Below are 25,758 nucleotides of genomic sequence, written 5' to 3' on the forward strand. Positions count from 1 at the left end.
GCTAGGAGTTCAGGGGCGCGTTGTCGATGAGGCGGACAGGGCCGACCTTGGCAGCGATGATCGCCAGCCCTTCGCCGCGGAACGGGGTGTCCCGGCAGTTCTCCGCGAGGGGCTCGAGGGTGCGCGGATCCACCACCTCGAAATAGTCCAGCTCCACGAGCGGCTGGGACCGGACGAGGGCCTGCGCGGATTCGATGTCCAGCGGCTCATGGGCGTTGGCGCGCTCCTCGATGAGCCGCAGCGCGCGGGAGAGCACCAGGGCCGCCTCGCGCTGGTCTTCGGAGAGGAATCGGTTGCGGCTGGACAGCGCCAGGCCGTCGGCCGAGCGCACAATGGGCACCGGCACGATCTCCACGGGAAAATTCAGGTCAGCCACCATGCGCTGGACCAGGGCCAGCTGCTGCGCGTCCTTCTGGCCGAAATAGGCGCGGTACGCGGGCTGGCCGCCCCCGGGCAGGCCGGCCCCAGGAATGCCGTAGTGGAGCAGTTTCGCGACGACGGTCAGCGCGCCGTCGAAGTGCCCCGGCCGGGACGCGCCTTCCCATTTTTCGCCCAGGGGTCCGGCAGTGATCCGCACAAGGGGTGCCCCGCCGGGGTAGACCTCCTCAACACCCGGCGCGAACGCCAGGTCCACCCCTTCGGCGTCGAGCAGCGCGAGGTCGGCGTCGAGGGTCCTGGGGTAGCGTTCGAGGTCCGCCGCCTCGCCAAACTGCAGCGGGTTGACGAAGATGGTGGCCGCCACGACGTCGTTCTGGGCGACGGCCGTCCGGGCCAGCTGGGCATGTCCCTCGTGCAGGGCGCCCATGGTGGGCACGAGGCCCTGGGACGTGCCGCCCTTCTGTGCCAGCAGCCGGGCGCTTGCGGCGCGGAGCTGGGCAGCAGTGGTGACGAGTTGGATTGCCATGTCAGGGTCCTTCCGGGGCGGGCGTCCCGTTCTGGCCGGGGCCGCCGAGCGCCTGTTCGATGCCTTCGAGTTGTTCCGGCTTCAGGAGCCCGCGGCTTCCTGCCCGGCGGGCTGTCGCCCGGGCCATGGCCAGGTACGCCTCAAGAATATCGCCGGCCGCGCCGCCGTCGTACTCGCGGAGGGCGCCGGCGTGCGCGGCCACCGTGCCGGTGTCGCCGCGGGCCACGGGCCCGGTCAGGGCCGTTTCACCGGAGGCGAGGGCGTTCTCGAGGGTGGCGCGCAGCAGCGGGCCCAGCATCCGGTCCGGGGCGTCGACGCCGACGTCGCGGAGCAGCTGCGAGGCCTGCGCCACGAGCGTGACCAGGTGGTTGGAGCCGTGCGCGAGGGCAGCGTGGTACAGGACGCGGTCGGCCTCGGCGATCGCGACGGGCTCGGCGCCCATTTCGACGACGAGTGCCTGGGCGATCGGCAGCATCGCTGCGTCGGCCGTGACGCCGAAGGTGCAGTCCAGGAGCCTGGTGAGGTCCAGGCTCATGCCCGTGAACGTCATGGCCGGGTGCAGCGCGAGCGGCACGGCACCGGCGGCGCGGACCGGATGCAGGATCCCGACGCCGAAGCGCCCGGAGGTGTGCGCCACGAGCTGGCCGGGCTGCCAGGCGCCGAGCTTGGCCAGTCCGTTCACCAGCGGGCCCAGGGCATCGTCCGGGACGGCGAGCAGGACCAGTTCGGCCCGCTCCACGATGTCCTGCACGTCCAGGATCGGGACGCCGGGCAGGAGCGTTTCGACGCGTTCTTTGCTGGCGTCCGAAACGGCGGACGCCCCGATGACGGCGTGCTCGGCTCCGCGCAGCGCCGCCCCCAGGACGGCGCCGACCTTCCCTGCGCCAATGATTCCGACGCCGAGGCGTCCTGGTTTAGCCATGATGCGGGCCTTCCTGGGGGTCTTCGGCGGGTGGTGCGGCCGGCTGGGCCGCCGGCTCCAGCCAGTGTTCGCTCTTTTGGTGCTTGCGCGCGGCACGGGCACGGGCCGACTGGGCATCGAACAGGGCCCGGGCCTCGTCGAGCCCGGCCTGGATGAGCCGCGGGGCCACCGGACCCGCCGTGGTGTGCAGGACCAGGTCCGCCACCCGGAACCGCCGGGCGAGCGGGCCCTGCTGGAGCGCCATGGACTGGGTGCGCTGGTGCGGCACCACCACGAAGTTCCGCCACCAGCGGCCCGACCTCAGGAGCAGGGCGGTCTCCGTTGCCGCGAAGCCGTTGCGCCGCCAGCCCAGCGGCGCCAGGAACCGGGCCCGGCGCGGGCTGGTGACGAAGCCGCCGTCGGGGTCCTTCCCCGCTGCGCTGTCCGGGGTCCCGGCAGGGTCCGCGAGGCCGGTGATCCCCGCGGTGAACAGCCCCACCGGGTCCGGGGTCCCGGGATCCGGGAGCACCAGGGAGAGGATTTCCATGACGTCGCCGAGGTATCCCACCGGAAGCAGCGTGGTTCGGGCCGATCCTTCGCCGGCGCTGCCGGCCAGGCCGTAGCCGGCCACGTTGACCTGGATCCGGTACCAGCCGAATATCCGCCACAGCGGCGGCTGGCTGACCTTCAGCGCCTGGATCCTGCCCGGCGGAACGGTCTGCGCCTGCGTGTCCAGCAGGCCGTAGCGCAGCCGGATGCCGTCCGGGGAGATGGCGGCCGTGAAGTTGTAGCCCTTGTTGAACGAGGACCAGTAGGAGGCGATGAGCCCGATCGCGGCAGGGATCAGGAAGACCGTGAAGTTCCGGTTTTCCGTGACGGCGGAGAGCATCACCGAGGCAATGCCGCCAGCCAGGATCACGACACTTTGTTCGCTCAGGAGCAGCGAGCCCACCAGGCGCGGCGGCGGCACGGTGAGCACGGCCTGTTCCGGGGCTTCCACGGCGGCGGCCGCCGGCTCTCCGGACTCCGGGTCTCCCGGCTCCCGCACCGGTGTCCCGCCCGCGGCACCGGAGGCGCGGGCCAGGATTATCGCGCGGAGCTGCCGGGCCTCGTCCGCGCGCAGGTACGCCAGGCGCACCGCGGACTGGCCGGCGTCGGCGACTTCGAACCGCAATTCAGCCAGTCCGAAGATCCGTGCAAGCAGGGGTTGCACGACGTCGATCGCCTGCACCCGGTCCAGCCTGGCCTGCCGCTGCTGCTTGAACAGGAACCCGGTGTTGACTCGCACGTAGCCGCCGGCCACCTGGTAGCGGGTGAAGTACCAGCTCAGGACGTAGCCGAGAACGGTCAGCAGAATCAGGGCGCCGCCCCCGAGCAGCAGCCAGGGCGCCCGTCCGGCCAGCCGCTCGTCAAAGAGCGGGCCGCCCTGCAGGAACCGTTCGAAACTGTCGCGTCCAAAAAAGAACAGCAGCGCAGCCAGCGCCACCCAGCCGCGGACAAAGGGCGAGGCGGGGTGTACGCGCAGCCAGCCAGCGTCGGCAGTTCCTTCGATACCGGATCCGACGGCGGTTGCGTCGGCGGCGCGTCCGGCATCCTCCGGTGTCAGCGCCATCCCGTCACGGCCTTCCCGTCACAGCCCGGCCAGCCGGGCTTCGCCGCGGGCGGACAGTTGTTCGCGGAGCCGGGCGCCTTCGCTCGCGGGCAGCCCGGGAATCTCGGCGCTGGTCGCGGCGGCCGCGGTGTGCAGCTTCAGTGTGCACAGGCCCAGCTGGCGTTCGACCGGGCCCACCGCGATGTCGACGTACTGCATCCGCCCGTAAGGAACCACGAGGGTGCGCTGGAAGAAAATGCCGCGCCGGATCAGGAGGTCATCCTCACGCTCGGCGTAGCCGATCGAGCGCACCTGCCGGGGAATCAGCGCGAGCCGCCACAGGGCCAGCAGCAGCGCGACCGCGGGGAGGGCGACGGCCAGCCAGACCGGCAGCCAGGTCCACACGCCGGTCAGCACCAGGATGAGGGGAAGCGACAGCAGGGCCACCGCGACCAGGGTTCCCAGCGCCCACCCCGCGAGGCGCACCGTGACGTACTTCGGGGAGACCCGGAGCCAGTCGATGCCCGGAGGATCAATCGCTTCGGTAGGCATATTCGCCTTCCGCCGACGGCTTGCTGCGCTTTCCCTGCACGCCTGGCCGGGAATCGGCGTCGCCGTCCTCGGGGGGAATCCGGCAGAACCGCTCGACGACGAGCCCGACGATCACCATGATCAGGCCGCCGCCAGCCATGGCCAGGGCCTGCCAGGTGATCTCCTGGTTGCTGCGCAGGTTCCACAGCCTCAGTTGCTCCACCACGATTCCCGCGTGCCAGCCCAGCAGGACCGAGCCGGTGTAGGCGCAGGCCTGCGCGAGGACCAGGGTCCAGGCAGCCAGGATGGGGTTGAGGATTTTCTTCTTCTTGCCGTTGCGCCACCGGAGCACGCGGATGCCCAGCACCAGCGTGAGGGCCACGATCACGCCCATGGTCACCAGGCCCGTCAGCGGCAGCACCGGGGTGGCCAGGCCGTAGCGGCCGGAGAGCATGGTGGCGAACCAGCCGGCCACGGCCAGGACCACGCAAATGGCCAGCAGGAGCAGGGGGCTGGTCAGCTTCACGGCCGCTCCGCCGCACCGGGCACGCCGGTGATCTCCGTGGCAGTGACATCCGCTGCGGCGGGGTTCTGGAAGCCGTCAAAGGTGGCAAGGTCGGCGAAATCGGCGGCTTTCGCCGCGAGATCGCCCACGCGTTCGCCGTTGAGCTCCGCCGCGGGATCGATCAGCGACCACGGATAGAGCACGAACGCCCGTTCCGCGGCCCGGGGGTGGGGCAGGGTGAGCTCGGGATCGGAGCTCACCACATCCCCGTACGTGATGATGTCCACGTCCAGGGTCCGAGGCCCCCACCGGACCTCGCGCACGCGCAAATGCTTCTGCTCCACGTCGTGGCAGTGCTCGAGCAGTCCGAGCGGCGGCAGCGACGTCTCGACGGCAAGCACCATGTTCAGGAAGTCGGGCTGGTCCGGCGGACCTCCCACGGCCTTGGTCTGGACGATCGGCGAGATGGCCAGCAGGCGCACCTCCGGCGGGTCGACGAGGTCTGCAACGGCGGCGGACAGGGTGTCGCTGCGCTCCCCCAGGTTGCTGCCGAGCGCGATCACGGCACGGGTGTAGAGCGGGCTCACGTCCGCCTCCGGTGCACGCTGACGGCGACGTCGCCAAAGTCGACTTCGATCGGGGCCTTGGGCTTGTGCACGGTGATGTCCACGGCGGCGACGGCGAATTTCTGCAGGACGTCCTCGGCAATCCGCACCGCGAGGGCCTCGATCAGGTTCAGCGGCTCACCGGTGACCCAGTCCCGGATGCAGTTGGCCACCTCGCCGTAATGCGCGGTGTCCAGGACGTCGTCGGAAGCGGCCGCTTTGCTGAAGTCCAGGTGCAGCACCGCGTCGACAACGAAGGGCTGCCCGTCGCGGCGCTCGAAATCGAACACACCGTGATGGCCGACGGCGGTGACGCCGCTCAGCGTGATCTGATCCATGGTGCCGGCCGGTCAGTTGGTGCCGGCGGTGGCGGAACCGGCCGGTGCCGGGGGAACCATGCGGGCGGCGACCTTGACGGCGTCCAGGCTCGCGCCGACGTCGTGCACGCGCACAGCCCAGGCGCCGCGGAAGGCGCTGATGGCGGTCATGGCGGCGGTGGCGGCGTCGCGTTCAACCGGCTGGGCGGCCTTGCCGGCCACGGTCAGGAGGCTGCCGAGGAAGCGTTTGCGTGAGCCGGCGACGAGGACCTTGTGGCCCATGGCCTGCAGGACATCCAGGTGCTGCAGGAGCTCCCAGTTCTGGCCCTCGTTCTTGGCGAAGCCCAGTCCCGGGTCCACAATGATCTGTTCCGGCGCGACCCCGGCGGCGTACAGCTTGTCGCGGACGCCGGCGAGCTCCGTCACGACTTCCCCGGCGACGTCACGGTAGTCCGTCAGGGAGTTCATGCTGCTGGCGTCGCCGCGGCGGTGCGTGAGGATGTAGGGGACCTTGGTGCGGGCGGCGAGTTCGGCCATTTCCGGTTCCATGGTCAGGCCCGAGACGTCGTTGATGATCGCGGCGCCGGCCTTCAGGGCCGCGGCAGCCGTCGCGGCGTGGGTGGTGTCGATGCTGACCAGGGCGCCGGCCTTGACCAGGGCCTCGATGACCGGCAGGACGCGGCGCTGTTCCTCGTCAGCGCCGACTACCGTGGCACCCGGGCGGGTGGATTCGCCGCCGACGTCAATGATGTCCGCCCCGGCGTAGAACATCCGCAGCCCGGCCGCGATCGCCGTGTCCGCCGTCGCGTGGGCTCCGCCGTCGCTGAAGGAATCAGGGGTGACGTTGAGGATTCCCATCACCAGTGTCCGGTCCGTGGGCAGGTCCTGGAACTTCGCCGCCGGGCGCGGTTTGCGCAGGATGGGCAGGGGCGAAGTGGCGGGGCCGGTGCCCGGGGCTGCAGCTAGGGAGTCCATGGTCTGTGTTCTTACCTTCCGAGTATGAGGCTCATGGCTTCGGCACGGGTGGCCGGGTCATGGAGTTGCCCGCGCACTGCGCTGGTGACGGTCTTGGCGCCGGGCTTGCGGATTCCCCGCATGGACATGCACAGGTGTTCACATTCGACGACGACGATCGCGCCACGCGGATTGAGGTGCGTGACGAGGGCCTCGACGATCTGGGTGGTCAGGCGTTCCTGGACCTGCGGGCGCTTGGCGAACATGTCCACCACGCGCGCCAGCTTGCTCAGGCCCGTGACCTTGCCGTCGTGGGACGGGATATAGCCCACATGCGCCACCCCGTGGAACGGCACCAGGTGGTGCTCGCAGGTGGAATAGAACGGAATGTCCTTGACCAGCACGAGTTCCTCGTGCTCGAGGTCGAAGGTGGTGGCCAGGATCTCGGCGGGGTCGTGGTGCAGGCCTGCGAACATTTCCACGTAGGCCTTGGCCACCCGCTTCGGGGTGTCAATGAGGCCGCCGCGGTCCGGGTCCTCACCGATCGCCAGCAGGATTTCCCGTACTGCCGCTTCGATCCTGGGGCGGTCCACTTTGGACTTTGAATGCGGGGCTCCCCCGTCCCCCGCCGAAGCAGCGGCGGGGGCGGGAACGTCGTCGTCGAAGTTAGAAGTCACAGAAGAAGCCTAGCCGGGATGACCATCAGTCCCGATATCTGTTGCACCGCCCTGGAAGGACTCCTGCCCGCCGACGCCCTGGGCATGCGGGGGCTGGGCATCCAAGGGCTCTTCGAGCCGGGCGTGGGTGGCTTCCTCCTGGGCTTCACGCTCCGCCTTTTCGCGGCGTGACTCCACCGGGCCGGCGGTCTGGAGCGTGCGGGTCTCCTTGGAGAGCCAGACGTCGCGGAAGTCGCGCTTGCGGATGTGGGTGAATATTTGCGCGATTTCGGCCTGGTTCAGTGTTTCGCGTTCGAGCAGTTCCAGCGCCAGCTCGTCCAGGACATCCCGGTTCTCGGTCAGGATGGCGTAGGCCTCATCATGGGCGCCGTCGATCAGGCGGCGCACTTCCTCGTCGACGATGTAGGCGATCTGGTCCGAGTAGTTGCGCTCGTGGCCGGCGTCGCGGCCCAGGAACGGCTCGCCGCCGCCCTGGCCGAGGCGCACCGATCCGACCCGTTCGCTCATGCCGAACTCGGTGACCATCTTCCGGGCGATCCCGGTGGCCTTCTCGATGTCATTGGATGCACCCGTGGACGGATCGTGGAAGACGAGTTCCTCGGCGACGCGGCCGCCCATGGCGTAGGCCATCTGGTCGAGCAGCTCGTTGCGGGTGATGGAGTACTTGTCGTTTTCCGGGACCACCATGGTGTAGCCGAGGGCACGGCCGCGGGGCAGGATGGTGATCTTGGTGACCGGGGCGGAGTTCCGCAGGGCAGCCGCGACGAGGGCGTGGCCGCCTTCGTGGTACGCGGTGACTTTGCGTTCGTGTTCCTTCATGACCCGGCTGCGCTTCTGCGGGCCGGCCATGACGCGGTCAATCGCCTCGTCCAGGGCGCGGTCATCGATCAGGTTGGCGTTGGACCGGGCCGTCAGCAGGGCGGCCTCGTTCAGAACGTTGGCCAGGTCCGCGCCCGTGTAGCCGGGTGTCTTCTTGGCAACAGCCTTGAGGTCGACGCCGGCAGCCATCGGCTTGCCCTTGGCGTGCACCTGCAGGATCTGGTCGCGGCCGATCAAATCGGGGGCCTCAACCCCGATCTGCCGGTCAAAGCGGCCCGGACGCAGCAGGGCGGGGTCCAGGACGTCGGGGCGGTTCGTGGCGGCAATCAGGATGACGTTGGTCTTGACGTCGAAGCCGTCCATTTCCACCAGCAGCTGGTTCAGGGTCTGCTCGCGCTCGTCGTTGCCGCCGCCGATTCCGGCGCCGCGGTGCCGGCCGACGGCGTCGATCTCATCGACGAAGATGATCGCCGGCGCGTTGGACTTGGCCTGCTCGAAGAGGTCGCGGACACGGGAGGCACCCACGCCGACGAACATTTCCACGAAGTCGGAGCCTGAGATGGAGAAGAAGGGTACGCCGGCCTCGCCGGCAACCGCGCGGGCCAGGAGGGTTTTGCCGGTGCCCGGGGGGCCGTAGAGCAGCACGCCCTTGGGGATTTTGGCGCCAACGGCCTGGAACTTGGCCGGTTCCTGCAGGAATTCCTTGATCTCCTCGAGTTCCTCGACGGCCTCATCGGCGCCGGCGACATCGCTGAAGGTCACCTGGGGCATGTCCTTGTTGACGAGCTTGGCCTTGGACTTGCCGAACTGCATCACCTTGGAGCCGCCGCCCTGCATCCGGGAGAGCAGGAACCAGAACAGGACGCCGAGCAACAGCACGGGCACCAGCAGGGAGAAGAGCCCGGAGAACCAGTTGTTTTCGATCGGCTGGTCGGTGAAGCCGCCGGACGGTTTGGAGTCCGTGACGGCCTTGACGACGTCCTGGGCGCGGGCGTTGACGAAGTAGAACTGGACGTTCTTGCCCTTGTCCTGCCCGTCGACCTGAAGGTTGTCCTTCAGGACCAGGTCCACCCGGTTCTCGGCGTCAAAAATCTTGGCCTGTTCAACCTTGCCGCCGGCTGTCAGCAGCTCAAGGCCCTTGTCGGTGTCGATCCGGCTGGCGCCGCCCGGCGCAAGCGTGGCAAATGCCAGCAGCAGCATGGCCACCACGACGACAATCCAGATGCCGGGGCCCTTGAAGAAACTCTTAGCTTTCATCTGTTCGGGGCTGGCCCCGTCCCTCCTGGTAGTGCTGCACGGCGACCGGTCTGCGCGCGTGTGGTGCTGCGTCAGCTTCTAGCTATACACCGTCGCACTACCTCACGCACGGCAAAGGGCAAAAGTTCCCTGTGGGCGTAGCGGGGCCGGGCCTCCGGCCGCCCGGGGCCCGGGCGGGGTTGCCTTCGCGTGAACGATTTACTCGTAGACGTGCGGGGCCAGGGTGCCGACGAAGTCCAGGTTGCGGTACTTCTCGGCGTAGTCCAGGCCATAGCCCACCACGAACTCGTTGGGGATGTCATAGCCGACGTACTTGACGTCGATCTTGACCTTGGCGGCAGTCGGCTTACGGAAGGCGGTGCAGATTTCCACTGACGCCGTGCCGCGCGATTCCAGGTTCGTCTTGAGCCAGGACAGCGTGAGGCCGGAATCGATGATGTCCTCGACGATCAGGACGTCTTTGCCCATGAGGTCGGTGTCGAGGTCCTTCAGGATGCGGACCACGCCTGAGGACTGCGTGCCCGAGCCGTACGAGGACACGGCCATCCAGTCCATGGAGACGTGGGTGTGCAGCGCACGGGCCAGGTCTGCCATGACCATTACGGCGCCCTTGAGCACGCCGACGATCAGGAGGTCGCGGCCCTCGTAGTCCTTGTCGATCTGCGCCGCGAGTTCGGTGATCCGTTGCTGGATCTGTTCCTTGGTGTAGAGAACGTGTTTGAGGTCTGCCTGGACGTCGTTTGAATCCACCAATGGCTCCTGTGTAGATGCGGGGTGCGACTAATTTCGGGGCGGCTGTTGAGGCCGGAATACAAGCTTCCCACAGCGGGCGGCTTCGCGGGGAACACCGGCGGCGGACGGCTCCGCCGCAAGGAGCTGCGCGAGCGAGAGCCGGAAGACGCTGACCCCGCCGGGAAGCTCCACCGGGCCGGCCGATCCCTGCCGGCGCAAGAGCGCTTCCGCCGCGAGCAGCCGCTGGTAGCTGGGCTGCTGACCGCCGACGGCGGCGGCGGCCTTGGCGATCACCCGGAACCTCACGGCCGGGGCAAGATCCCTCAGCCCGGCCTCCGGAAGGCTGATCTCCTCCCCTGTCTGCTGGCGCAGCCGCTCGAACGTGTCGTTCGCCACGTCCTCCAGATAATCGGCGTCGAGCTGCAGGATCGCGGCCGTGCGGGCGAGCGATTCGGCAACGCCGGGGCCAAGCTTGTCCTCCAGCAGGGGCAGCACCTCAACCCGGGTCCGGGAACGCGCGTACACGGGATCGGTGTTGGACGGGTCGTGCCAGGGCTCCAGGTCCTCCACCCGGCAGATCTCCAGGGTGTCCGCGCGCCGCAGGCCCAGGAACGGGCGCAGCAGCCGGCCGCGGGCCGGCCGCATCCCGGCGAGGGACCGGGTGCCCGACCCGCGCGCCAGGCCCAGGAGCACTTGTTCGGCCTGGTCATCGAGGGTGTGGCCGAGCAGGATCGCGGCTGCACCTGCCTCGTCCGCGGCGGCCTCAAGGGCCGCATGGCGGGCGTCCCGGGCGGCGGCCTCGGGGCCCGCGCCGCTGGAGGCGACGTCGACAGTCCTGATCGTCACGGGAGAGATCCCGAGCTCCTCGAGGGTCCGGGCCGTGGTGGCCGCGACCGCGGCCGAGCCCGGCTGCAGCTGGTGGTCCACGACGACGGCGCCGACAGAGACAGGATGGCCGTCCACGTGGCCCCGGCGCCCGAAATAGGCGGCGACGGCGGCGAGAGCCAGCGAGTCCGGGCCGCCGCTGCAGGCAACCAGGACGCGGTCCGGGTAGCCGGCCGCGGCGAGGGCGTCCTGCAGCATTTTTCGTGCCGTGCCGACCACCGGCGCGAGGCGGCCGGGCCGGCGTCGTCCGCTGGAAATCGAGGTCGAACCGGCGCCGTCGGGGGCAGTCATGGCGGCTAGAGGCCCATCCGGTCGAGCCAGAGCCGGGAGTCGTGGATCTCGGGTTCGCTGGGGAGGTGGTCCGCGGACTCCCAGACTCTGTTGAAGCCTCCCATGCCGGCGGCGGCCACCACTTCCCGGACGAACTTGGCGCCGTCACTGTACTGGCGCATCTTGGCGTCGAGGCCGAGCAGGTTGCGGATGAATTTCTCGATCATGCCGCGGTCCTGGCCGCGGTCGTTGAAACGTTGCCGGATGGTCTTCACCGAGGGAACGATGCTGGCGTCCACGGCGTCCATGACCACATTGGCGTGACCCTCGAGCAGGCTCATGAGGGCAGTCAGGCGGGACAGGGCCGCCTTTTCCTCCGGGTTCTGAAGCAGGTCCAGGATGGCGCCGCGTCCGGGCGCGGCGCCGGGTGCCGCGCGGTCCTTCAGCGATTTCGCGGCCGCCGAGGCCCGTTCCATCAGGGAATCGACATTGCCCAGCAACAGTCCGCTGAGGTTTTCGATCTCCTGGAGCATGTGGTGCCGCAGCCACGGTGCGGCGGCGAACTGCACCCGGTGGGTTTGTTCGTGGAGGCAGACCCAGAGCCGGAAGTCCGCGGGTTCGACTTTCAGTTCGCGTTCCACGGAGATGATGTTCGGCGCTACGAGCAGCAGCCGTCCGGAAGCGGGGGCCGTGGAGTTTTCGGCCAGCGCTGAGAAGGGATCGTACTGGCCCAGGACTTTGCTCGAAAGGAAGGCCAGGATGGCGCCGAGCTGGCTGCCGGTGATGGCCGCGCTGACCCCGGCAGCGCCGGGGCTGATGGAACCGCGGCCCTCCAGCATCTTTCCCATGGCGGGCTTGAGCATGACGGCGAAGCTCTGCGTGTTGGCCTTGGCCCATGAGGCCCGGTCCACGACGAGGACCTCGGAGTCACGCAGGTCCCGGGCGGCGTCCAGGCCGGTGATGTGGTGGACGTGCGGCACGGAAATGTCCGCCATGAGCCGCAGATTTTCGACGGCGGCGCCGATCTCGGCGCTGCCCAGGACGGGGCCCGCCGGCGTCAGCCGGGCTGCCGTGGACGCGGCGAGCTCCCAGTTGATGAGATCCGGGACCTGGACCGATGCCGCACTCGGCGTCTTGGGTGATGTCTCGCTTGATGTCTCGCTTGCAGAGGACTCCATGGGGTCCATCAGATCACAGGGCCCCGACAATGCGCCTTAATTTTCGCTGACCGGCGAACCGGCCGGGCTCCGGGACCTCCGGCCGAAGGGCCAGACCGGCGCGAAGAGCCAGACCTGCGCGGGGTCCCGGCCGGCCCGCGCCGTCAGCGGCAGCCGCAGCCGGCGAGGACGGCGGCGGAGCGGTCCAGCGCGGCTTTGTTCGCGGCGCCGGGGGTCAGCCCGTTGCCGACGAAGGAAAAGACCAGGAGCCGGCCGTCGGCGTCGACCACGGAACCGCTAAGCGCAATGACTGTGTTCAGTGTGCCCGTCTTGGCGCGGACCAGCCCGGCGCCCGCGGCCGAGGCCGCATCCGTGTAGCGGTCCCCCAGGGTGCCGGTGAGCCCGGCGACCGGGAACCCGCTCAGGGCGGCGCGCAGCCGGGGGTCTGTGCCCGAGGTCATGGCCCGGACCACGTCCGTGAGCTGCCGGGCCGAGACCCTGTTGGCCAGGGCCAGGCCGGAGACGTCCGCGGCCCGGAGCGAGTCAGTGGGAACGCCCATGTCCTTGACCTGCTGCAGCACGGCGGCAATGGCGTCGTCGCTGCTGCCGGGCCGGCCGACGCCGAGGGCGGTCATCCGTCCCATCACCTCGGCGAGGTAGTTGTCCGAGGTCTGCAGCATCAAGTCCACCTGCTGCCCCACCGTGGCGGACTGGACCTCGGCCAGGACTTTGGCGTGCCCGCCCTCCGGCGCGTCACCGGGCCGGCCCCGGGCGACGCCGGGGGCCACGGACAGCCCCCCGGCCGCCGCGGCCGCCGTGAGCCGGGCGGCGAACACCTCGGCGGCGGTCATGGCGGCGTCCCGCGGGCGGGGTCCGGTGGTCTTGGCGGGATCGAACCTGGCGGAGTTCAGCGCCAGCGGGTACAGCGGGGCCATCTCCCCGGCGGCTACGTCCTCTGGGCTCCACGCCTGGCTGAGCGAGGGGCCGCTGAAGAGGGAGTCATCCAGCAGGACGTTCACCGTGGCGGTGACGCCGCCGGCTTTGAGGGCATCGATAGTGGCCTTCGCGAGCGTGGTCAGCCCGGCGCGGCCCAGAACGGCGCCCGGGGCCGATTCTCCGGCGCCCAGGAGGACATCACCTCCGCCGGTCAGGACCACCGAGCCGGGGGTCGGCCCTGCCAGCACGCGGGTGCTGAAGCGGCGGTCGGGGCCCAGGACACGCAGGGCCGCACCGGCTGTGAGGAGCTTCATGTTCGACGCCGGAACGCGGGCCTCGTCGGCAGCCCGGTCGAAGAGGACCTGCCCCGTCGCGGCGTCCTGGACGATGCCGGTGAAGGTGCCGGCGCCGTCGGGCCTAAGGGTCTTGTTCAACTGCGCGGCGAGGGCGGCCCCGGCCGGAACCGGCGCGGAAGTGCTGAGGGCCCCGACTGCCCCCAAACTGTTGCCGGGAGGGCTCAATGTGGCGGGGATCTGCTGCCAGGGCGGTGCTGTCTGCGAGGCGTCGGATGACCCGTCATGGCTGAGGAACGCCGGGGAGATGGCGATGCCGGCCGGCACAGCCACTGCCACCACGAGGAGGGTCTGGAGCAGCAGCGCCGGCATCCTGCGACCCCTGCCGGGCACCGGCTGGGTACCCTCGCGGCTGGTTCTCGGTTTCATGCTGCTGCTGGTCCTTAGTCCTGAAATGTCCCCACTAGTTCCTGAAACCAGCGCCTCTCGCTATATCCTCAATAGTAGTCGGCGGCACCGACAGCCCTTATGCACGTGCCGCGCACCCCCTGAATTCGTCAAGGAGCATTCCATGAAGCATGACGTGACCATCGAGATCCCCAAAGGATCGCGCGTCAAGTACGAAGTCGACCACGAGACCGGCCGCGTCCGCCTGGACCGCGTCCTGTTCACGTCGATGCAGTACCCCACCCACTACGGTTTCTTCGAGAACACCCTGGGCGAGGATGGAGATCCGCTGGACGCGCTGGTGCTCCTGCAGGACTTCGACCTCTACCCCGGCGTGATCGTCGAGTCCCGCCCGATCGGCGTGTTCAACATGACCGACGACGGCGGCGGCGACGCCAAGGTCCTGTGCGTCCCGACCGATGCCCGGTTCGACCACATCAAAGAGATCAGCGATGTCAGCGAGTTCCTGATCAAGGAAATCGAGCACTTCTTTACCCGTTACAAGGACCTGGAGCCGGGCAAGTGGGTCAAGGCCGAGGGCTGGGGCGACCGTGCCGCCGCCGAAGCCGAACTGGCAGCCTCCATCAAGCGTTACGTTCCGGCAGCCGGCCACTGACCGTTCCTGTACTCCAGCGCGGGGTCACGTACCGCCCATCCGGGGTTCCGGAACGGGCGGTACGTGACCCCGCGTTTTTGTTGGGCGTTTTTCGATCGGCGTTCAGTCAAGTGGCTGGGGCGCGGTGATGCGGACTCTCGGCGTCGACCTCGCTGCCGCCGCGAAGAAGACGGCAGCGGCCGTCATCGAATGGGATCACGGCGCGGCGCGCCTGGCGCATCTGTCGTTGGACGTGGGCGACGAGGAGATCCTCCGCCTCTTCGGCACCAGCGCCATGACGGGGATCGATTCCCCGCTGGGCTGGCCGGACGCGTTTCTTCCCTTCATCGCCGGGCACCTGAGCTTTGAACCACATCCAGTGCTGGACCATGACGGGATCGAGGGCCGCCGGCTGCTCGCCTACCGCGACACCGACCGTTTCGTCACCGGCAGCACCGGCCTGATCCCGCTCAGCGTCTCCGCGGACCGGCTGGCCCACCCGGCGATGCGTTGCGCGGTGATCCAGGCGAAGATCGCAAAGGAGTACGGGCCGCAGGCCAGGGACGGCAGCGGCCGGCTTGCCGAGGTGTACCCGGCGGCGTCGCTGAAGCTCTGGGGGATCCATGCCCGCGGCTACAAGGGGCGCGGGGCGCCGGAGGCGGAAAAGCTGTCCTCAGCGGTGGCGGATCTGGCCGTGAAGGCGCCGTGGCTGGACCTGGCGGAGTACCGGGCCGATCTTGCGGCGTCCGATGACATGTTCGATGCCCTCATCGCCGCCCTGTCCGCGCGGGCCGTCGCCGTCGGCGCGACGCTGCGGCCCGGGCCCGGGCACGCCGCGGCTGCCTTGACCGAAGGCTGGATCCATCTGCCCCGGGGCGGGCTGCAGGAGCTCCCGGGCTAGCCCGGCGGGCGCTGCTCAAATCCGCAGCGACCAGCTGCTGATCTCCGCCGGGTCCTCACCGTACTGCCGGGTGTGGTCGCGGGCCTGCATGCGGCTGTCCTGCAGGGACTGGCGCAGCAGCGAGTGCCTCCCGGCCAGTCCGGGGACCCGGTCGATCGCGTCAATTGCCAGCTGGAAGCGGTCGATTCCGTTCAGCATGGCCATGTCGAAGGGGGTCGTGGTGGTGCCTTCCTCCTTGTAGCCGCGAACATGCAGGCCCTCCCGGTTGGTGCGCCGGTAGGTGAGCCGGTGGATCAGCGCGGGGTAGCCGTGATAGGCGAAGATCACCGGTTTGTCCGCCGTGAAGATGCCGTCGAAGTCCCGGGCCGTCAGCCCGTGCGGGTGCTCGCTGGCGTCCTGGAGCCGCATGAGGTCCACGACGTTGACCACCCGCACTTTCAGCCCGGGCGCCCCCTGCTTCAGGAGCTCGGCCGCGGCGACGGTTTCGACCGTGGGGACGTCGCCGGCGCAGGCAAGGACGACGTCGGGCTCCTCACCGGCGACTTCGGAGCCGGCGAACTCCCAGATGCCCAGGCCCCGGCGGCAATGGTGCGAGGCCGCGTCGGGCCCGAGCCAGGTTGGCGAGGGCTGCTTGCCGCTGACCACGATGTTGACGTAGTCGCGGGAGGCCAGGCAATGCTCCATCACGGCCAGAAGCGTGTTGGCGTCCGGGGGCAGGTAGACCCGGATGATTTCGGCCTTCTTGTTCACGGCGTGGTCGATGAAGCCGGGATCCTGGTGCGAAAAGCCGTTGTGGTCCTGCTGCCACACGTGGGAGGACAAGAGGTAGTTCAGTGAGGCCACGGGCTGGCGCCACGGCAGCTGCCGGTGGACTTTGAGCCATTTGGCGTGCTGGTTGAACATCGAATCGATGATGTGAATGAACGCCTCGTAGCAGTTGAACACCCCGTGCCGTCCCGTCAGCAGATATCCCTCCAGCCAGCCCTGGCAGAGGTGTTCGCTGAGGACTTCCATTACCCGCCCGGCGCGGGCAATATGCTCATCCAGCGCATCAATCCTGTACTGCCAGACCTTGTCGGTGGCCTCGTAGACGCCCTGCAGCCGGTTCGATGCCGTCTCGTCGGGGCCGAAGAGCCGGAAGGTCTCGGGGTTCAGCGCAATGACGTCGCGCAGCCAGGGGCCGAGCGTCACCATGGGGCTGATCCTTTCGATGCCGGGCTCGGCGACGTCGACGGCGTGCCGGCGGTAGTCCGGCAGGTTGAGCGGGCGCAGCAGGATCCCGCCGTTGGCATGGGGGGTTGCGCTCATCCGCAGCGCACCGGCCGGGGCGTTCCTGGCCGTCTCCGGCCTCAGGCGTCCGCGATCGTCGAAGAGTTCCGCCGGCCGGTAGGACTCGAGCCACTGCTGCAGCTGGCTCAGGTGCCCAGGATTGGTGCGGACCTCGTTCAGCGGAACCTGGTGGCTGCGCCAGGTGCCCTCCACCTGCTCCCCGTCCACCGTCTTGGGCCCGGTCCAGCCCTTGGGCGAACGGAGCACGATCATGGGCCACTGCGCAGCACCGTCCTGCGCAGTGCCGTCCTGCGCAGTGCCGTCCTGCGCAGTGCCGCTGCGGTGGCGCTGCTGGATGGTCCGGATCCCGGCCAGGCAGGCGTCCAGTGCGGCCGCGAAATCCCGGTGCGCCGCGGCTGTGTCGGCCGGATCGGCCACGGTGACGAAATGGGGGACGTGCCCGTAGCCGCGCAGCAGCTGTTCCAGCTGGGCCTCGGGCATACGGGCCAAAATCGTGGGGTTGGCGATCTTGTAACCGTTGAGGTGCAGGATGGGCAGCACAGCGCCGTCGGCCGCCGGGTTCAGGAAGTTGTGCGAATGCCAGCTGGCAGCCAGCGGCCCGGTCTCGGCTTCGCCGTCACCGATGACGACGGCCGTGATCAGGTCCGGGTTGTCGAAGACAGACCCATACGCGTGTGCCAGCGAGTAGCCGAGCTCGCCGCCTTCGCTGATCGAACCGGGGGTCTCCGGGGCGGCGTGGCTTGGAATGCCGCCGGGGTAGGAGAACTGCCTGAACAGCTCGGACAGGCCGGCTTCGTCGTTACCAACGTGGCCGTAAATTTCCGAATAGGTCCCCTCCAGCCAGGCGTTGGCGACCACCGCGGGGCCGCCATGGCCGGGACCGGCGATGAAGAGCATCTGCTGGCTGTCCCGGCGGATAGCCCGGTTCAGGTGGGCATAGACAAAATTCAGTCCGGGTGTGGTCCCCCAGTGACCAAGGAGCCTGGACTTCGTGTGTTCCGCGCGGAGGGGTTCGCGCAGCAGCGGATTGGACCGGAGGTAGATTTGCCCCACCGAGACGTAGTTCGCCGCCCGCCACCAGAGGTCCACCAGGTCCAGGGCCGCGGTGTCCAGGATCCCTGTGTCCAGGACCGCATTGTCCAGGGACGAGCCCTCGGCCGGCATCTGTGCGCGGGTGGTTCCATTCACGTCACTACTCACTGGGATCCTCGCCTCGTGGTTCCTGCGTCGGCACATTTGGTCCATCGCAACACGTTCGGCGGACGGGGCACAACCCCGGTCCGTCACCGGCCGCCGGCAACTTGCCCCGCAAGTGCCAGCAGGTAGTGTGTCATCCAGAATGTTCACGCTGACCATCAATCAAACCGACAGCCGGCGCGACGGCGACCGCGTGCCGCAGCTCCTCAAGGACCTGCGGCACATTCCGGCGCGCCTTGATTTCGATCGTTCCGTTGAGGATGAGGTCCAAGGGATCCTGGACTGTCCGCATCAGACGGTGGAAGCGGCCATGATCGCCCTGCGCAGCGGCAGCTGGTACGTGGGCATTGGCGTGGGCCCGGTCAATGAACCCCTGCCGAACCAGATCAAGGACGCCTCCGGGCACGGGCTGATCTACGCCCGGCGCGCGGTGGATCGTCTCCGGAACCACAAGGACCGCGTCCGGGTGGCCGTGGAGGGCCCGCTGGCCGATCTTGCCGCAGAGGCGGAAGCCGTGCTGCGCCTCCTGGGCCACATCGTGCACGACCGCAGCCAGGCGGAATGGCGGGTACTGGACCTGCTCACCCCGGGGGTTCGGGGTCAGCAGAAGACGGTCGCAGAGGAACTCGGGATCACCACCCAGGCCGTGAGCAAGGCCGTGGCCCGGTCCCAGTGGAACGAAGAGCACGCGGCCCGGCCCGCTGCGGCGCGGCTCCTGAGCCTCATCCTCGACGTCCGCTAGCCCGTCCCGGCCCCTCCTCGGAACCGCCCGACCGTTTGCCGCGCCCTTGAGGCCTTAGAGGAGGCTGCGAAGCACGTGCGCGGCGCCGTCGTCGTAGACCGATTTCGTCACTTCGTCAGCAGCGGCAATCACCTCAACGGGGGCCTGGCCCATGGCCACGCCGCGGCGCGCCCAGGTCAGCATCTCGATGTCATTGCGGCCGTCGCCGACGGCGACAGTACGGTGCGTTTCGATGCTGAGCCGGTCGCGGAGCTGTTCCAGTGCGCTGGCCTTCGTGACACCGGCAGCGGCGATGTCCAGCCACGCCGTCCAGCCCACCGAATACGTGACGCCGGCGAGCCCGATGTGGCGGATCGCGGTGTTGAATTCTTCGGGCGTATTCTCCGAGCTGAAGACCACCACGCGCACGGCGGTAGCCTCCAGCATGGTCTGGAAGTCGACGCCGACCGCTTCGACGCCGAAGCTGGCGTCCTGGAAGCGTTCTGTGGACAGGAAGTTGCCGTCCCCGTCCTCGAGCGCGTACTTGGCCGAGGGCAACCGCTTGCGCAGCGCGCGAAGGACCGGCCCGGGGTCAAACGTTGCCTTGTGGAGGATTTCGTAGCCCTCGGGCAGTCCGGAGTCGACGCGCAGGATCACACCGCCGTTGGAGCACACGGCGTAACCGTTCTCGATCCCGATATGTTCGATGACGGGCAATGTGGCGTTGAGGGAGCGGCCGGTCGCGATCATGACGTGGTGGCCTGCGGCCACCACGGCCTGGGCGGCCTCTCGGACAGGAACCGACATATGCCCGTCGTGGTCCACAAGGGTGCCATCGACGTCCAGGGCGATCAGCATCTTGTCGCCGGCTCGGTTCCGGGAGTTTCCCACCCGGGCCGCGCTGGCCGGGGCCGCCGTGTTCTGGTCTGTCGTGTTCTGGTTTGTCATGTTCTGGTGTGTGGTGCGCCGGTCATCGTTGCCGGCGACTGAGGATTCAGTCATTGTTGTCATCTCACAAGTAGAGCAGAGACCCCCGACTGCCGCTAGGACACACGCCACAGCAAGGCGTGAACTTGCGGTAAACACCCACATAATGTCCTTGTTGTGGGCGTTTACCCGGCGGCCATCGGAGGCCTGGCTGGGGTCGGGACCGGGGTTAGAGGACGGGGAAAACCGTCATGCCGCCGAGGTACTTCTGCAGGGCGGCGGGGACGTTGACGGAGCCGTCGGGGTTCTGGTGGTGCTCCAGGATGGCGACGATCCAGCGGGTGGTGGCCAGGGTGCCGTTGAGCGTGGCGACCGCCCGCGTGCCCTTGGGCGCGCCGTCCTCGTTCAGAACCCGTTCCCGGATGTTCAGCCGGCGCGCCTGGAACGTGGTGCAGTTCGACGTCGAGGTCAGCTCCCGATATGCGCCCTGGGTGGGGACCCAGGCCTCACAGTCAAACTTCCGGGCCGCGGAATTGCCCAGATCGCCGGCGGCGGTGTCAATGACGCGGTACGGGAGCTCGCACTTGGCCAGCATCTCCTCTTCCCATGCCAGCAGGCGGGCGTGCTCGGCGGCAGCGTCCTCAACCGTGGTGTAGATGAACATCTCCACCTTGTTGAACTGGTGGACCCGGATGATGCCGCGGGTGTCCTTGCCGTGCGAGCCCGCCTCGCGCCGGTAGCACGAGCTCTGGCCGGCATAGCGGATGGGGCCGGCCGAAAGGTCCAGGATCTCGTCGGCGTGGTAGCCGGCGAGGGCCACCTCCGAGGTGCCCACGAGGTACAGGTCGTCTTCGGCGAGACGGTAGATCTCGGCGTCGTGCTTGACGTCAAAGCCGGTGCCCTGCATGGTTTCCGGGCGGACCAGGGTGGGCGTGATCATGGGGACGAACCCGGCGTCGATCGCCTGTTCCATGGCCATCTGGAGCAGCGCCATTTCAAGCCGGGCGCCGACGCCGCGCAGGAAGTAGAAGCGTGAACCGGAAACCTTCGCCCCGCGTTCCATGTCGATGGCCCCGATCAGCTCGCCGATCTCGAGGTGGTCCTTCGGCTCGAAGTCGGGGAATTCGCGCGGCGCGCCCACCGTCTTGACCACAATGTAGTCGTCCTCACCGCCGGCCGGGACGCCGTCCTCGATCAGGTTGGGGATGGTCCGGAGGAGTTCGTCCTGGGCGGCCTGGACGAGATCGGCCTCGGCCGATGCCGCTTTAACGGAGGCCGCCAGAGCCTTGACCTCGGCTAGGAGGGCCTGCTTTTCCTCGCCCTTGGCCTGCGCGACCTTCTTCCCGTACGCATTCTGCTCGGCCCGCAGGTTCTCGAACCGGATCAGGGCTGCCCGCCGGGCCGAGTCCCCAGCGATGATCGCGTCCACCGCGGATTCGTCGGCGCCCCGGGCGCGCTGGCTGGCACGGAACTTGTCCGGATTTTCGCTGAGGTCTTTTACGTCGATCACCAGACAAGAGTATCCAATCCGGTCACGGTTGCCCGGCAAGCCGGCCTGCATGCGCTGGCGGGATACTGTTGGATCACAATGCGCGACTGGCTGCTCTACCTCGTCATCGCTGGGGCCCTGGTCTTTGCCGTCTCCAGCTGGTGGGGGGTGCGCCGGCTGAAGGCCAAGCACACCCGCAGTGCCGTGTGGGAGGAAACCCACAGCCCGGGCCCGGGCCGCCAGAAGGTGGCCGTGGTCCTGAACCCCATCAAGGCCAAGTCTGCCGAGGCCCGTGGCCTGATTGAGGCAGCGTGCGCGGCGGCCGGCTGGCCGGCGCCCCGCGTCTTTGAAACCACCGCAGAGGACCCCGGCTTCTCGCAGGCGCGGGCTGCGGTGGCCTACGGGGCCGACGTCGTCCTGGCCGGCGGCGGCGACGGTACCGTGCGTGTAGTGGCGGAGGTCCTCGCCGGGACGGACACCGCCATGGGCGTGATCCCGCTGGGCACCGCAAACCTCCTGGCCCGCAATGTGCATCTGGAGGTCAACGACCTGCCCGGCAACGTGCAGGCCGCCCTGTTCGGGGACCAGCGGTTCATCGATACGGCGCGGCTCACCCTGGAAAATTCGCTCACCGGGGAGTCAGCGCAACACACGTTCCTGGTGATTGCAGGCATCGGCATGGACGCCGAAGTAGTCAGCGACACCCTTGACGGCCTGAAGAGGGCGGTGGGCTGGCTGGCGTACACGGAAGCCGGGGCCCGGCACCTTCTGGGGCGCCGCAAGAAGGTCTCCATCGCGCTGGATGGCCAGCCTGAGCAGGCCCGGAAGATCCGCAGCGTCCTGTTCGCGAACTGCGGCCTAATCCCCGGGGGAATCGACTTCATCCCGCAGGCCATGATCGATGACGGGATGCTGGACGTGGTGGTGATGAGCCCGCGCAGTGCGATCGGCTGGCTGGCCATGTACACAAAGATCGTCCTGAAGCACAAGAAGGACCTGCCGGTCATGACCTATTACCGGTGCGGCAAGATCACTATTCGGTGCCCGGAACCGATGCCCACCCAGGTCGACGGCGATCCTTCCGGCGAGGCCACGATGGTCACCGTCGAGGTGGACCCGGGATCCCTGCTGGTGAGGGTCAAGGACGGCACCGAAGGCCGCTAGGCCGACGGCGGCTGGAGCGCGCCACTGCAGCGCGCCAGGAGCGAGGGACTAGGCGCTGGCGGCCTTCTTGGCCTCTGCCGCCTTCTTCGCCTCGGCCGCAGCCTTGGCGGCCCGGGCTTCGGACTGCTCACGGATCATTGCCTGCTCCTCTTCGAAGCGCAGGCGGTCCGCGCGGTCGGCGTCGTCGCCGTCCCAGTCCTGATTTTCAGCTGTCGGCTTGGGATTGACAATCATTCCCTGGCCGTCATTTTCTGTGCTGGTGCCTGACATGACCCGCTCCCTCCCGTAGGGGAATTCCCCAATATGGATCAGGCAAGCATACGCACAGTTGGGAGGGGGTGGAAGTGCGCCATATGGCATTCGCCTACGCTCTGGGCGAAGCCCCCGGGGTATATTCCGGCACAGCAGATGCGCCGCCCAGTATGTCTTTCACCCACGCATGCGCGGCGCGGAATGCCTGGTCGGAGGTATGCGGCGCGACGCTGGTCCGGTGGCCGTCGGCACGCTGGTAGGACCCGAGGAAGCGGGTGGCCGGGCTGATCCGGTGAAGACCCGCGAGCGCGTCGGCCACCCGGGCGTCGGCGACATGGCCGTCGGCGTCAATGCTGAAGAAATAGTGGCCCAGGTACTGCCCGGTGGGCCGGGATTCGATCCGGCTCAGGTTCACGCCGCGGGTGGCGAACTGGTCCAGGATCTCCATCAGCGCACCCGGCCGGTCTTCGGGCAGCGGCACCACGACAGTGGTCTTGTCGGCTCCGGTGGGGGCCGGCAGTTCACCCGGGCGGCCCACCAGCACGAACCGGGTGACGGCTCCGGGGTTGTCGCCGATGTTTTCCGCCAGCACCATCAGGCCCGGCTGTTCGGTGGCCACGATCGGGGCGCAGATCGCGGCGTCGTAGTGGGCGCCGTCACCATCCAGCAAGCCCATGGCGGCAGCGGCGGTGGAAGAACCGGGGATGTATTCAGCATTGGGAATATTGGCGTCCACCCAGAGCCTGCACTGGGCCCAGGCATGGCCGTGGGTGGAGACACGCCGGATGTCCCCGAGCGCCACGCCGGGCCTGGCCACCAGGACGAAGCTGATGGGCACCAGGGCCTCCCGGAGGATCCTGAGTTCCTGGCCGGTGGCGATGGCGTCGAGGGTGGCGGTGACCCCGCCCTCGACCGAGTTTTCGATCGGTACCATGGCCGCATCGGCGGAGCCGTCCCGCACCTTGTCCAGCGCCGTGTTCACATTCGAGGACGGGATGCGGATGGCCTCCGCCGCGTCCGGGACCTGCATCAGGGCCGCTTCGGTGAAGGTGCCCTCGGGTCCGAGGAATGTGTAGGTGAGCGTCGGTGCGGGCATCAGTTCTTCCTTCTTCAGTTACAGGACAACCGGTTTGAGGCCGTTGTCGGACACCAGCGGCATGCCGGTCTCAACCCACTGGTCCATGCCGCCGGCCACATTCACGGCGGAATATCCCATTCCGACCAGCCACTGGGTGGCCCGGAAGGAGCGGCCGCCGGTGCGGCAGATGACGTAGACGTCCTCGTCCGGGTCCAGCTCCTCAATCCGGGAGGGCAACTGGTCCATGGGAATGTGCAGGGCACCCTCGGCGTGGCCCGCAGCCCACTCATAGTCCTCGCGGACGTCCACGATCTTGGCACCATCGGGGATGCCAGACACGCTTACGCTCTGGAAGTCGCTCATGTTGACCCTTTCCGCAGAATTCAAGCTCCGATCCCAGCGTATCCCCCGCCGCTGGCACCGCACGCCCGCTGGCGGCACGTTACGCTTCTGGGGACCGCAAAGGAGACCTCATGGCTGCCGAACACCCCGCGGAGCGGCCGGTCCGCGGCCCGCGCCACGGGACATGCCCCGCCTTGGCCGCGAGCGCTGGGCATGATGCAAATGTGTCCTTCCGCCGGTCCCAGGAATGGGCATGTCCCCCGGGTAGCCGGCCCGCGCGGCCCCAGGTACGGCCGGAGTCCCGCCTCCTTGGCTGAAATCCACGAACTCTCCGCCGTCGAGCTCCGCGATGCGCTCCGTTCCGGGGAGCTGTCCGCCAGGGCCGCCGCCGATCATTTCCTGGACCGGATCGAAGCCCAGAACCCGCACCTCGGTGCTTTCATCACGGTCACCGCGGAACAGGCGCGGAAAGACGCCAGGGCAGCTGACCGGCGCTACGCCCTCCGGAGCCGCAACGGCGGCGCCTTGGTCCCGCTGCATGGAATGCCGGTCGCCTTCAAGGACCTGACGGATGTGGCAGGGGTCGTCACCACGCATGGAAGTGCGGCCCTGGAACGCAAGCCGGCCCTGGCCGACGGCGCAGTTCCCGCCGCGCTCAAGGCCGCCGGGGTCCTCTCGCTGGGCAAGACACAGGTCCCGGAGTTCGGCCTGACCGCCTACAGCGAGAACCGGATCGCCCCGCCGTCGCGCAATCCGTATGCACTCAGCCGCAGTTCGGGCGGCTCCTCGGGCGGCAGCGCTGCCGCGGTGGCCGCGGGGCTGTTGCCGTTCGCCCCAGGGTCCGACGGCGGCGGCTCCGTGCGGATCCCTGCCGCGGCATGCGGGCTGGTCGGGTTGAAGCCCGGACGTGGGCTGGTGCCGGCCGGGGAAAGCTCGGGCGATCCCGCGCAGCTCGTGGTTGCCGGACCGCTCGCCCGCTCCGCCGCCGACGCCGCGCTGCTGCTGGATGCCCTGGTGCCGGGCCCGGACTATCAGGGTGCGGGCGGACAGGGTGCGGGCGGTCCGGGCATGGGCGGCCGGGCGCACGCCAGCTACCTCGAGCTGACCGCCAGGGAGCCCCGACCGCTGAGGATCGGCATCAGTCTCGACAGCCCGTGGCAAGCGAAGTTTCCCTTCATCCCAGACAGTGAGGCGCTCGACGCACTCGCGGACGGCATCTCGCGGCTGGAGGCGGCGGGGCACGAGGCCATGGAAGCCCCGATTCGCTACGACAACCGCTACCCGGATGCTTTCACCACAGCCTGGACGGCCGGCATTGGCAGCGCGCGCATCTCGCCGCAGCGCGAGGCGCTCCTGACGCCGCTCACCAGGACCTTCCGCCGGCGGGCACAGCAGCGCAGTGCAGCCAAACTCAACGAATCCCTCGGGTTCCTCCGGCAGTTCCAGCAGGACACGATTGTCCAGTACGCCCAATGGGACCTCATAGTGACGCCGGCCCTGGCGCAGACACCCCGCCCGGTGGGCTGGTTCACGGGCGCGACCCACGGCGGAGGCTACTGGCCGGCCCCGGAATGGGCGGGCGACGCCGACGGCGACTACCGCAAGCAGTGCGAGTACGCGCCGTGGTCATCCATGGTCAACGCCTGCGGGCTGCCGGCCATCAGCATCCCGGTGCACTGGACCGGCGGCGCCCCTGGTTCCGGCCTGCCGATGGGCATCCAGCTGATCGGGCCGATGGGCTCCGAGGGGCTCCTGCTGCAGGTGGCCGCCCAATTGGGCTTCTAGCCGCGGACCCGGCACTCACCCGGGGACATGCCCACTCCTGACGCCGCGCAATGGACATGCCCGGAACTCACACCGGGCACCGGACATGTCCGCCCTCCACCAGTCGGGACGTGCCCGTTCCTCAGGCCGTGCACCGGACCCGCCCGCCCCTCACGCCGCGCAATGGACATGCCCAGTGCTCATCACCGACATGTCCGCCCGCGGCCGAGGCGGGTGGACATAATGCCCCCGGGCAC

At 68.7% G+C, this 25,758-nt stretch carries 25 protein-coding genes; 5 read left to right on the plus strand and 20 right to left on the minus strand.

Features of this window, described 5'->3' with window-relative positions:
* Position 1: 1 nt before the first annotated feature.
* The 14 genes from panC to dacB form a co-directional block, all read right to left on the minus strand.
* Complete coding sequence (gene panC / locus AC1D1W_RS00820) at positions 2–904, minus strand: pantoate--beta-alanine ligase (RefSeq protein WP_243178307.1); 903 nt, start codon at positions 902–904, stop codon at positions 2–4.
* A 1-nt stretch (position 905) separates the two neighbouring features.
* Positions 906–1,826, minus strand: a complete 921-nt coding sequence (locus tag AC1D1W_RS00825) for a Rossmann-like and DUF2520 domain-containing protein (protein WP_476942693.1) — start codon at positions 1,824–1,826, stop codon at positions 906–908.
* On the minus strand, positions 1,819–3,417 hold the full coding sequence (locus AC1D1W_RS00830; RefSeq protein WP_243178306.1) for a PH domain-containing protein: 1,599 nt from the start codon (positions 3,415–3,417) through the stop codon (positions 1,819–1,821). Before AC1D1W_RS00830 ends, AC1D1W_RS00825 begins: the two co-directional genes overlap by 8 nt.
* 18 nt (positions 3,418–3,435) lie before the next feature.
* Entirely contained in the window at positions 3,436–3,948 is a 513-nt protein-coding gene (locus AC1D1W_RS00835; RefSeq protein WP_243178305.1) for a PH domain-containing protein, read from the minus strand.
* The gene (locus tag AC1D1W_RS00840) at positions 3,929–4,453 is read right to left on the minus strand and encodes a DUF3180 domain-containing protein (protein WP_028276927.1); all 525 of its coding nucleotides are present in this window, start codon (positions 4,451–4,453) and stop codon (positions 3,929–3,931) included. Before AC1D1W_RS00840 ends, AC1D1W_RS00835 begins: the two co-directional genes overlap by 20 nt.
* Positions 4,450–5,019 (minus strand): 2-amino-4-hydroxy-6-hydroxymethyldihydropteridine diphosphokinase, encoded by a 570-nt coding sequence (gene folK, locus AC1D1W_RS00845; RefSeq protein WP_476942694.1) that lies wholly within the window; start codon positions 5,017–5,019, stop codon positions 4,450–4,452. Before folK ends, AC1D1W_RS00840 begins: the two co-directional genes overlap by 4 nt.
* Positions 5,016–5,375 carry a dihydroneopterin aldolase gene (folB, locus tag AC1D1W_RS00850; RefSeq protein WP_476942695.1) on the minus strand — a complete coding sequence of 120 codons (360 nt, stop codon included), beginning with the start codon at positions 5,373–5,375 and terminating at the stop codon, positions 5,016–5,018. Before folB ends, folK begins: the two co-directional genes overlap by 4 nt.
* Positions 5,376–5,387: 12 nt before the next feature.
* On the minus strand, positions 5,388–6,329 hold the full coding sequence (folP, locus tag AC1D1W_RS00855) for a dihydropteroate synthase (RefSeq protein ID WP_476942696.1): 942 nt from the start codon (positions 6,327–6,329) through the stop codon (positions 5,388–5,390).
* 11 nt (positions 6,330–6,340) lie between these two features.
* A complete protein-coding gene (folE, locus tag AC1D1W_RS00860) occupies positions 6,341–6,985 on the minus strand; it encodes a GTP cyclohydrolase I FolE (RefSeq protein ID WP_230007204.1) in 645 nt (214 codons plus the stop codon).
* A gap of 9 nt (positions 6,986–6,994) precedes the next feature.
* The gene (ftsH, locus tag AC1D1W_RS00865; protein ID WP_028276931.1) at positions 6,995–9,061 is read right to left on the minus strand and encodes an ATP-dependent zinc metalloprotease FtsH; all 2,067 of its coding nucleotides are present in this window, start codon (positions 9,059–9,061) and stop codon (positions 6,995–6,997) included.
* 198 nt (positions 9,062–9,259) lie between these two features.
* Positions 9,260–9,811: a hypoxanthine phosphoribosyltransferase gene (hpt, locus tag AC1D1W_RS00870; protein ID WP_018774939.1), complete on the minus strand. Its 552-nt coding sequence runs from the start codon at positions 9,809–9,811 to the stop codon at positions 9,260–9,262.
* A 30-nt stretch (positions 9,812–9,841) separates the two neighbouring features.
* Positions 9,842–10,876, minus strand: coding sequence for a tRNA lysidine(34) synthetase TilS (gene tilS / locus AC1D1W_RS00875; protein WP_243178425.1), 1,035 nt, complete (start codon positions 10,874–10,876; stop codon positions 9,842–9,844).
* 98 nt (positions 10,877–10,974) lie between these two features.
* Positions 10,975–12,135, minus strand: coding sequence for a zinc-dependent metalloprotease (locus AC1D1W_RS00880; RefSeq protein WP_476942697.1), 1,161 nt, complete (start codon positions 12,133–12,135; stop codon positions 10,975–10,977).
* 134 nt (positions 12,136–12,269) lie between these two features.
* Positions 12,270–13,763 carry a D-alanyl-D-alanine carboxypeptidase/D-alanyl-D-alanine endopeptidase gene (gene dacB / locus AC1D1W_RS00885; RefSeq protein ID WP_476942698.1) on the minus strand — a complete coding sequence of 498 codons (1,494 nt, stop codon included), beginning with the start codon at positions 13,761–13,763 and terminating at the stop codon, positions 12,270–12,272.
* A gap of 142 nt (positions 13,764–13,905) precedes the next feature.
* Between dacB and AC1D1W_RS00890 the strand changes: the two genes are divergently transcribed.
* The gene (locus tag AC1D1W_RS00890) at positions 13,906–14,397 is read left to right on the plus strand and encodes an inorganic diphosphatase (protein ID WP_018774943.1); all 492 of its coding nucleotides are present in this window, start codon (positions 13,906–13,908) and stop codon (positions 14,395–14,397) included.
* Positions 14,398–14,524: 127 nt separating this feature from the next.
* Positions 14,525–15,277 (plus strand): DUF429 domain-containing protein, encoded by a 753-nt coding sequence (locus AC1D1W_RS00895; RefSeq protein ID WP_243178302.1) that lies wholly within the window; start codon positions 14,525–14,527, stop codon positions 15,275–15,277.
* Positions 15,278–15,292: 15 nt separating this feature from the next.
* Here the strand turns inward: AC1D1W_RS00895 and AC1D1W_RS00900 are convergent, their stop codons facing one another.
* The gene (locus AC1D1W_RS00900) at positions 15,293–17,731 is read right to left on the minus strand and encodes a phosphoketolase family protein (RefSeq protein WP_476942733.1); all 2,439 of its coding nucleotides are present in this window, start codon (positions 17,729–17,731) and stop codon (positions 15,293–15,295) included.
* Positions 17,732–17,906: 175 nt separating this feature from the next.
* Here AC1D1W_RS00900 and AC1D1W_RS00905 point away from each other — a divergent pair, with 175 nt between their 5' ends.
* Positions 17,907–18,506 carry a hypothetical protein gene (locus AC1D1W_RS00905; RefSeq protein WP_243178301.1) on the plus strand — a complete coding sequence of 200 codons (600 nt, stop codon included), beginning with the start codon at positions 17,907–17,909 and terminating at the stop codon, positions 18,504–18,506.
* Positions 18,507–18,560: 54 nt separating this feature from the next.
* On the opposite strand, the gene AC1D1W_RS00910 is transcribed toward AC1D1W_RS00905, so the two are convergent.
* Together AC1D1W_RS00910 and serS are read right to left on the minus strand one after the other, a co-directional pair.
* Positions 18,561–19,496: an HAD family hydrolase gene (locus tag AC1D1W_RS00910; RefSeq protein WP_476942699.1), complete on the minus strand. Its 936-nt coding sequence runs from the start codon at positions 19,494–19,496 to the stop codon at positions 18,561–18,563.
* A gap of 145 nt (positions 19,497–19,641) precedes the next feature.
* Positions 19,642–20,922, minus strand: coding sequence for a serine--tRNA ligase (gene serS, locus AC1D1W_RS00915; RefSeq protein WP_028275985.1), 1,281 nt, complete (start codon positions 20,920–20,922; stop codon positions 19,642–19,644).
* A 78-nt stretch (positions 20,923–21,000) separates the two neighbouring features.
* Here serS and AC1D1W_RS00920 point away from each other — a divergent pair, with 78 nt between their 5' ends.
* Positions 21,001–22,065 (plus strand): diacylglycerol/lipid kinase family protein, encoded by a 1,065-nt coding sequence (locus AC1D1W_RS00920; RefSeq protein ID WP_028275984.1) that lies wholly within the window; start codon positions 21,001–21,003, stop codon positions 22,063–22,065.
* 48 nt (positions 22,066–22,113) lie between these two features.
* On the opposite strand, the gene AC1D1W_RS00925 is transcribed toward AC1D1W_RS00920, so the two are convergent.
* The 3 genes from AC1D1W_RS00925 to AC1D1W_RS00935 form a co-directional block, all read right to left on the minus strand.
* Positions 22,114–22,335, minus strand: coding sequence for a hypothetical protein (locus tag AC1D1W_RS00925; RefSeq protein WP_018774949.1), 222 nt, complete (start codon positions 22,333–22,335; stop codon positions 22,114–22,116).
* 94 nt (positions 22,336–22,429) lie between these two features.
* Positions 22,430–23,413 carry a prephenate dehydratase gene (gene pheA, locus AC1D1W_RS00930; RefSeq protein WP_243178298.1) on the minus strand — a complete coding sequence of 328 codons (984 nt, stop codon included), beginning with the start codon at positions 23,411–23,413 and terminating at the stop codon, positions 22,430–22,432.
* A gap of 18 nt (positions 23,414–23,431) precedes the next feature.
* Positions 23,432–23,758, minus strand: a complete 327-nt coding sequence (locus AC1D1W_RS00935) for a rhodanese-like domain-containing protein (RefSeq protein WP_028275982.1) — start codon at positions 23,756–23,758, stop codon at positions 23,432–23,434.
* Positions 23,759–24,046: 288 nt separating this feature from the next.
* On the opposite strand from AC1D1W_RS00935, the gene AC1D1W_RS00940 reads away from it, so the two are divergent.
* A complete protein-coding gene (locus tag AC1D1W_RS00940) occupies positions 24,047–25,522 on the plus strand; it encodes an amidase (protein ID WP_476942700.1) in 1,476 nt (491 codons plus the stop codon).
* The last annotated feature ends 236 nt before the right edge of the window (positions 25,523–25,758 follow it).

This window comes from Arthrobacter sp. P1_B4 (genome assembly GCF_056406555.1).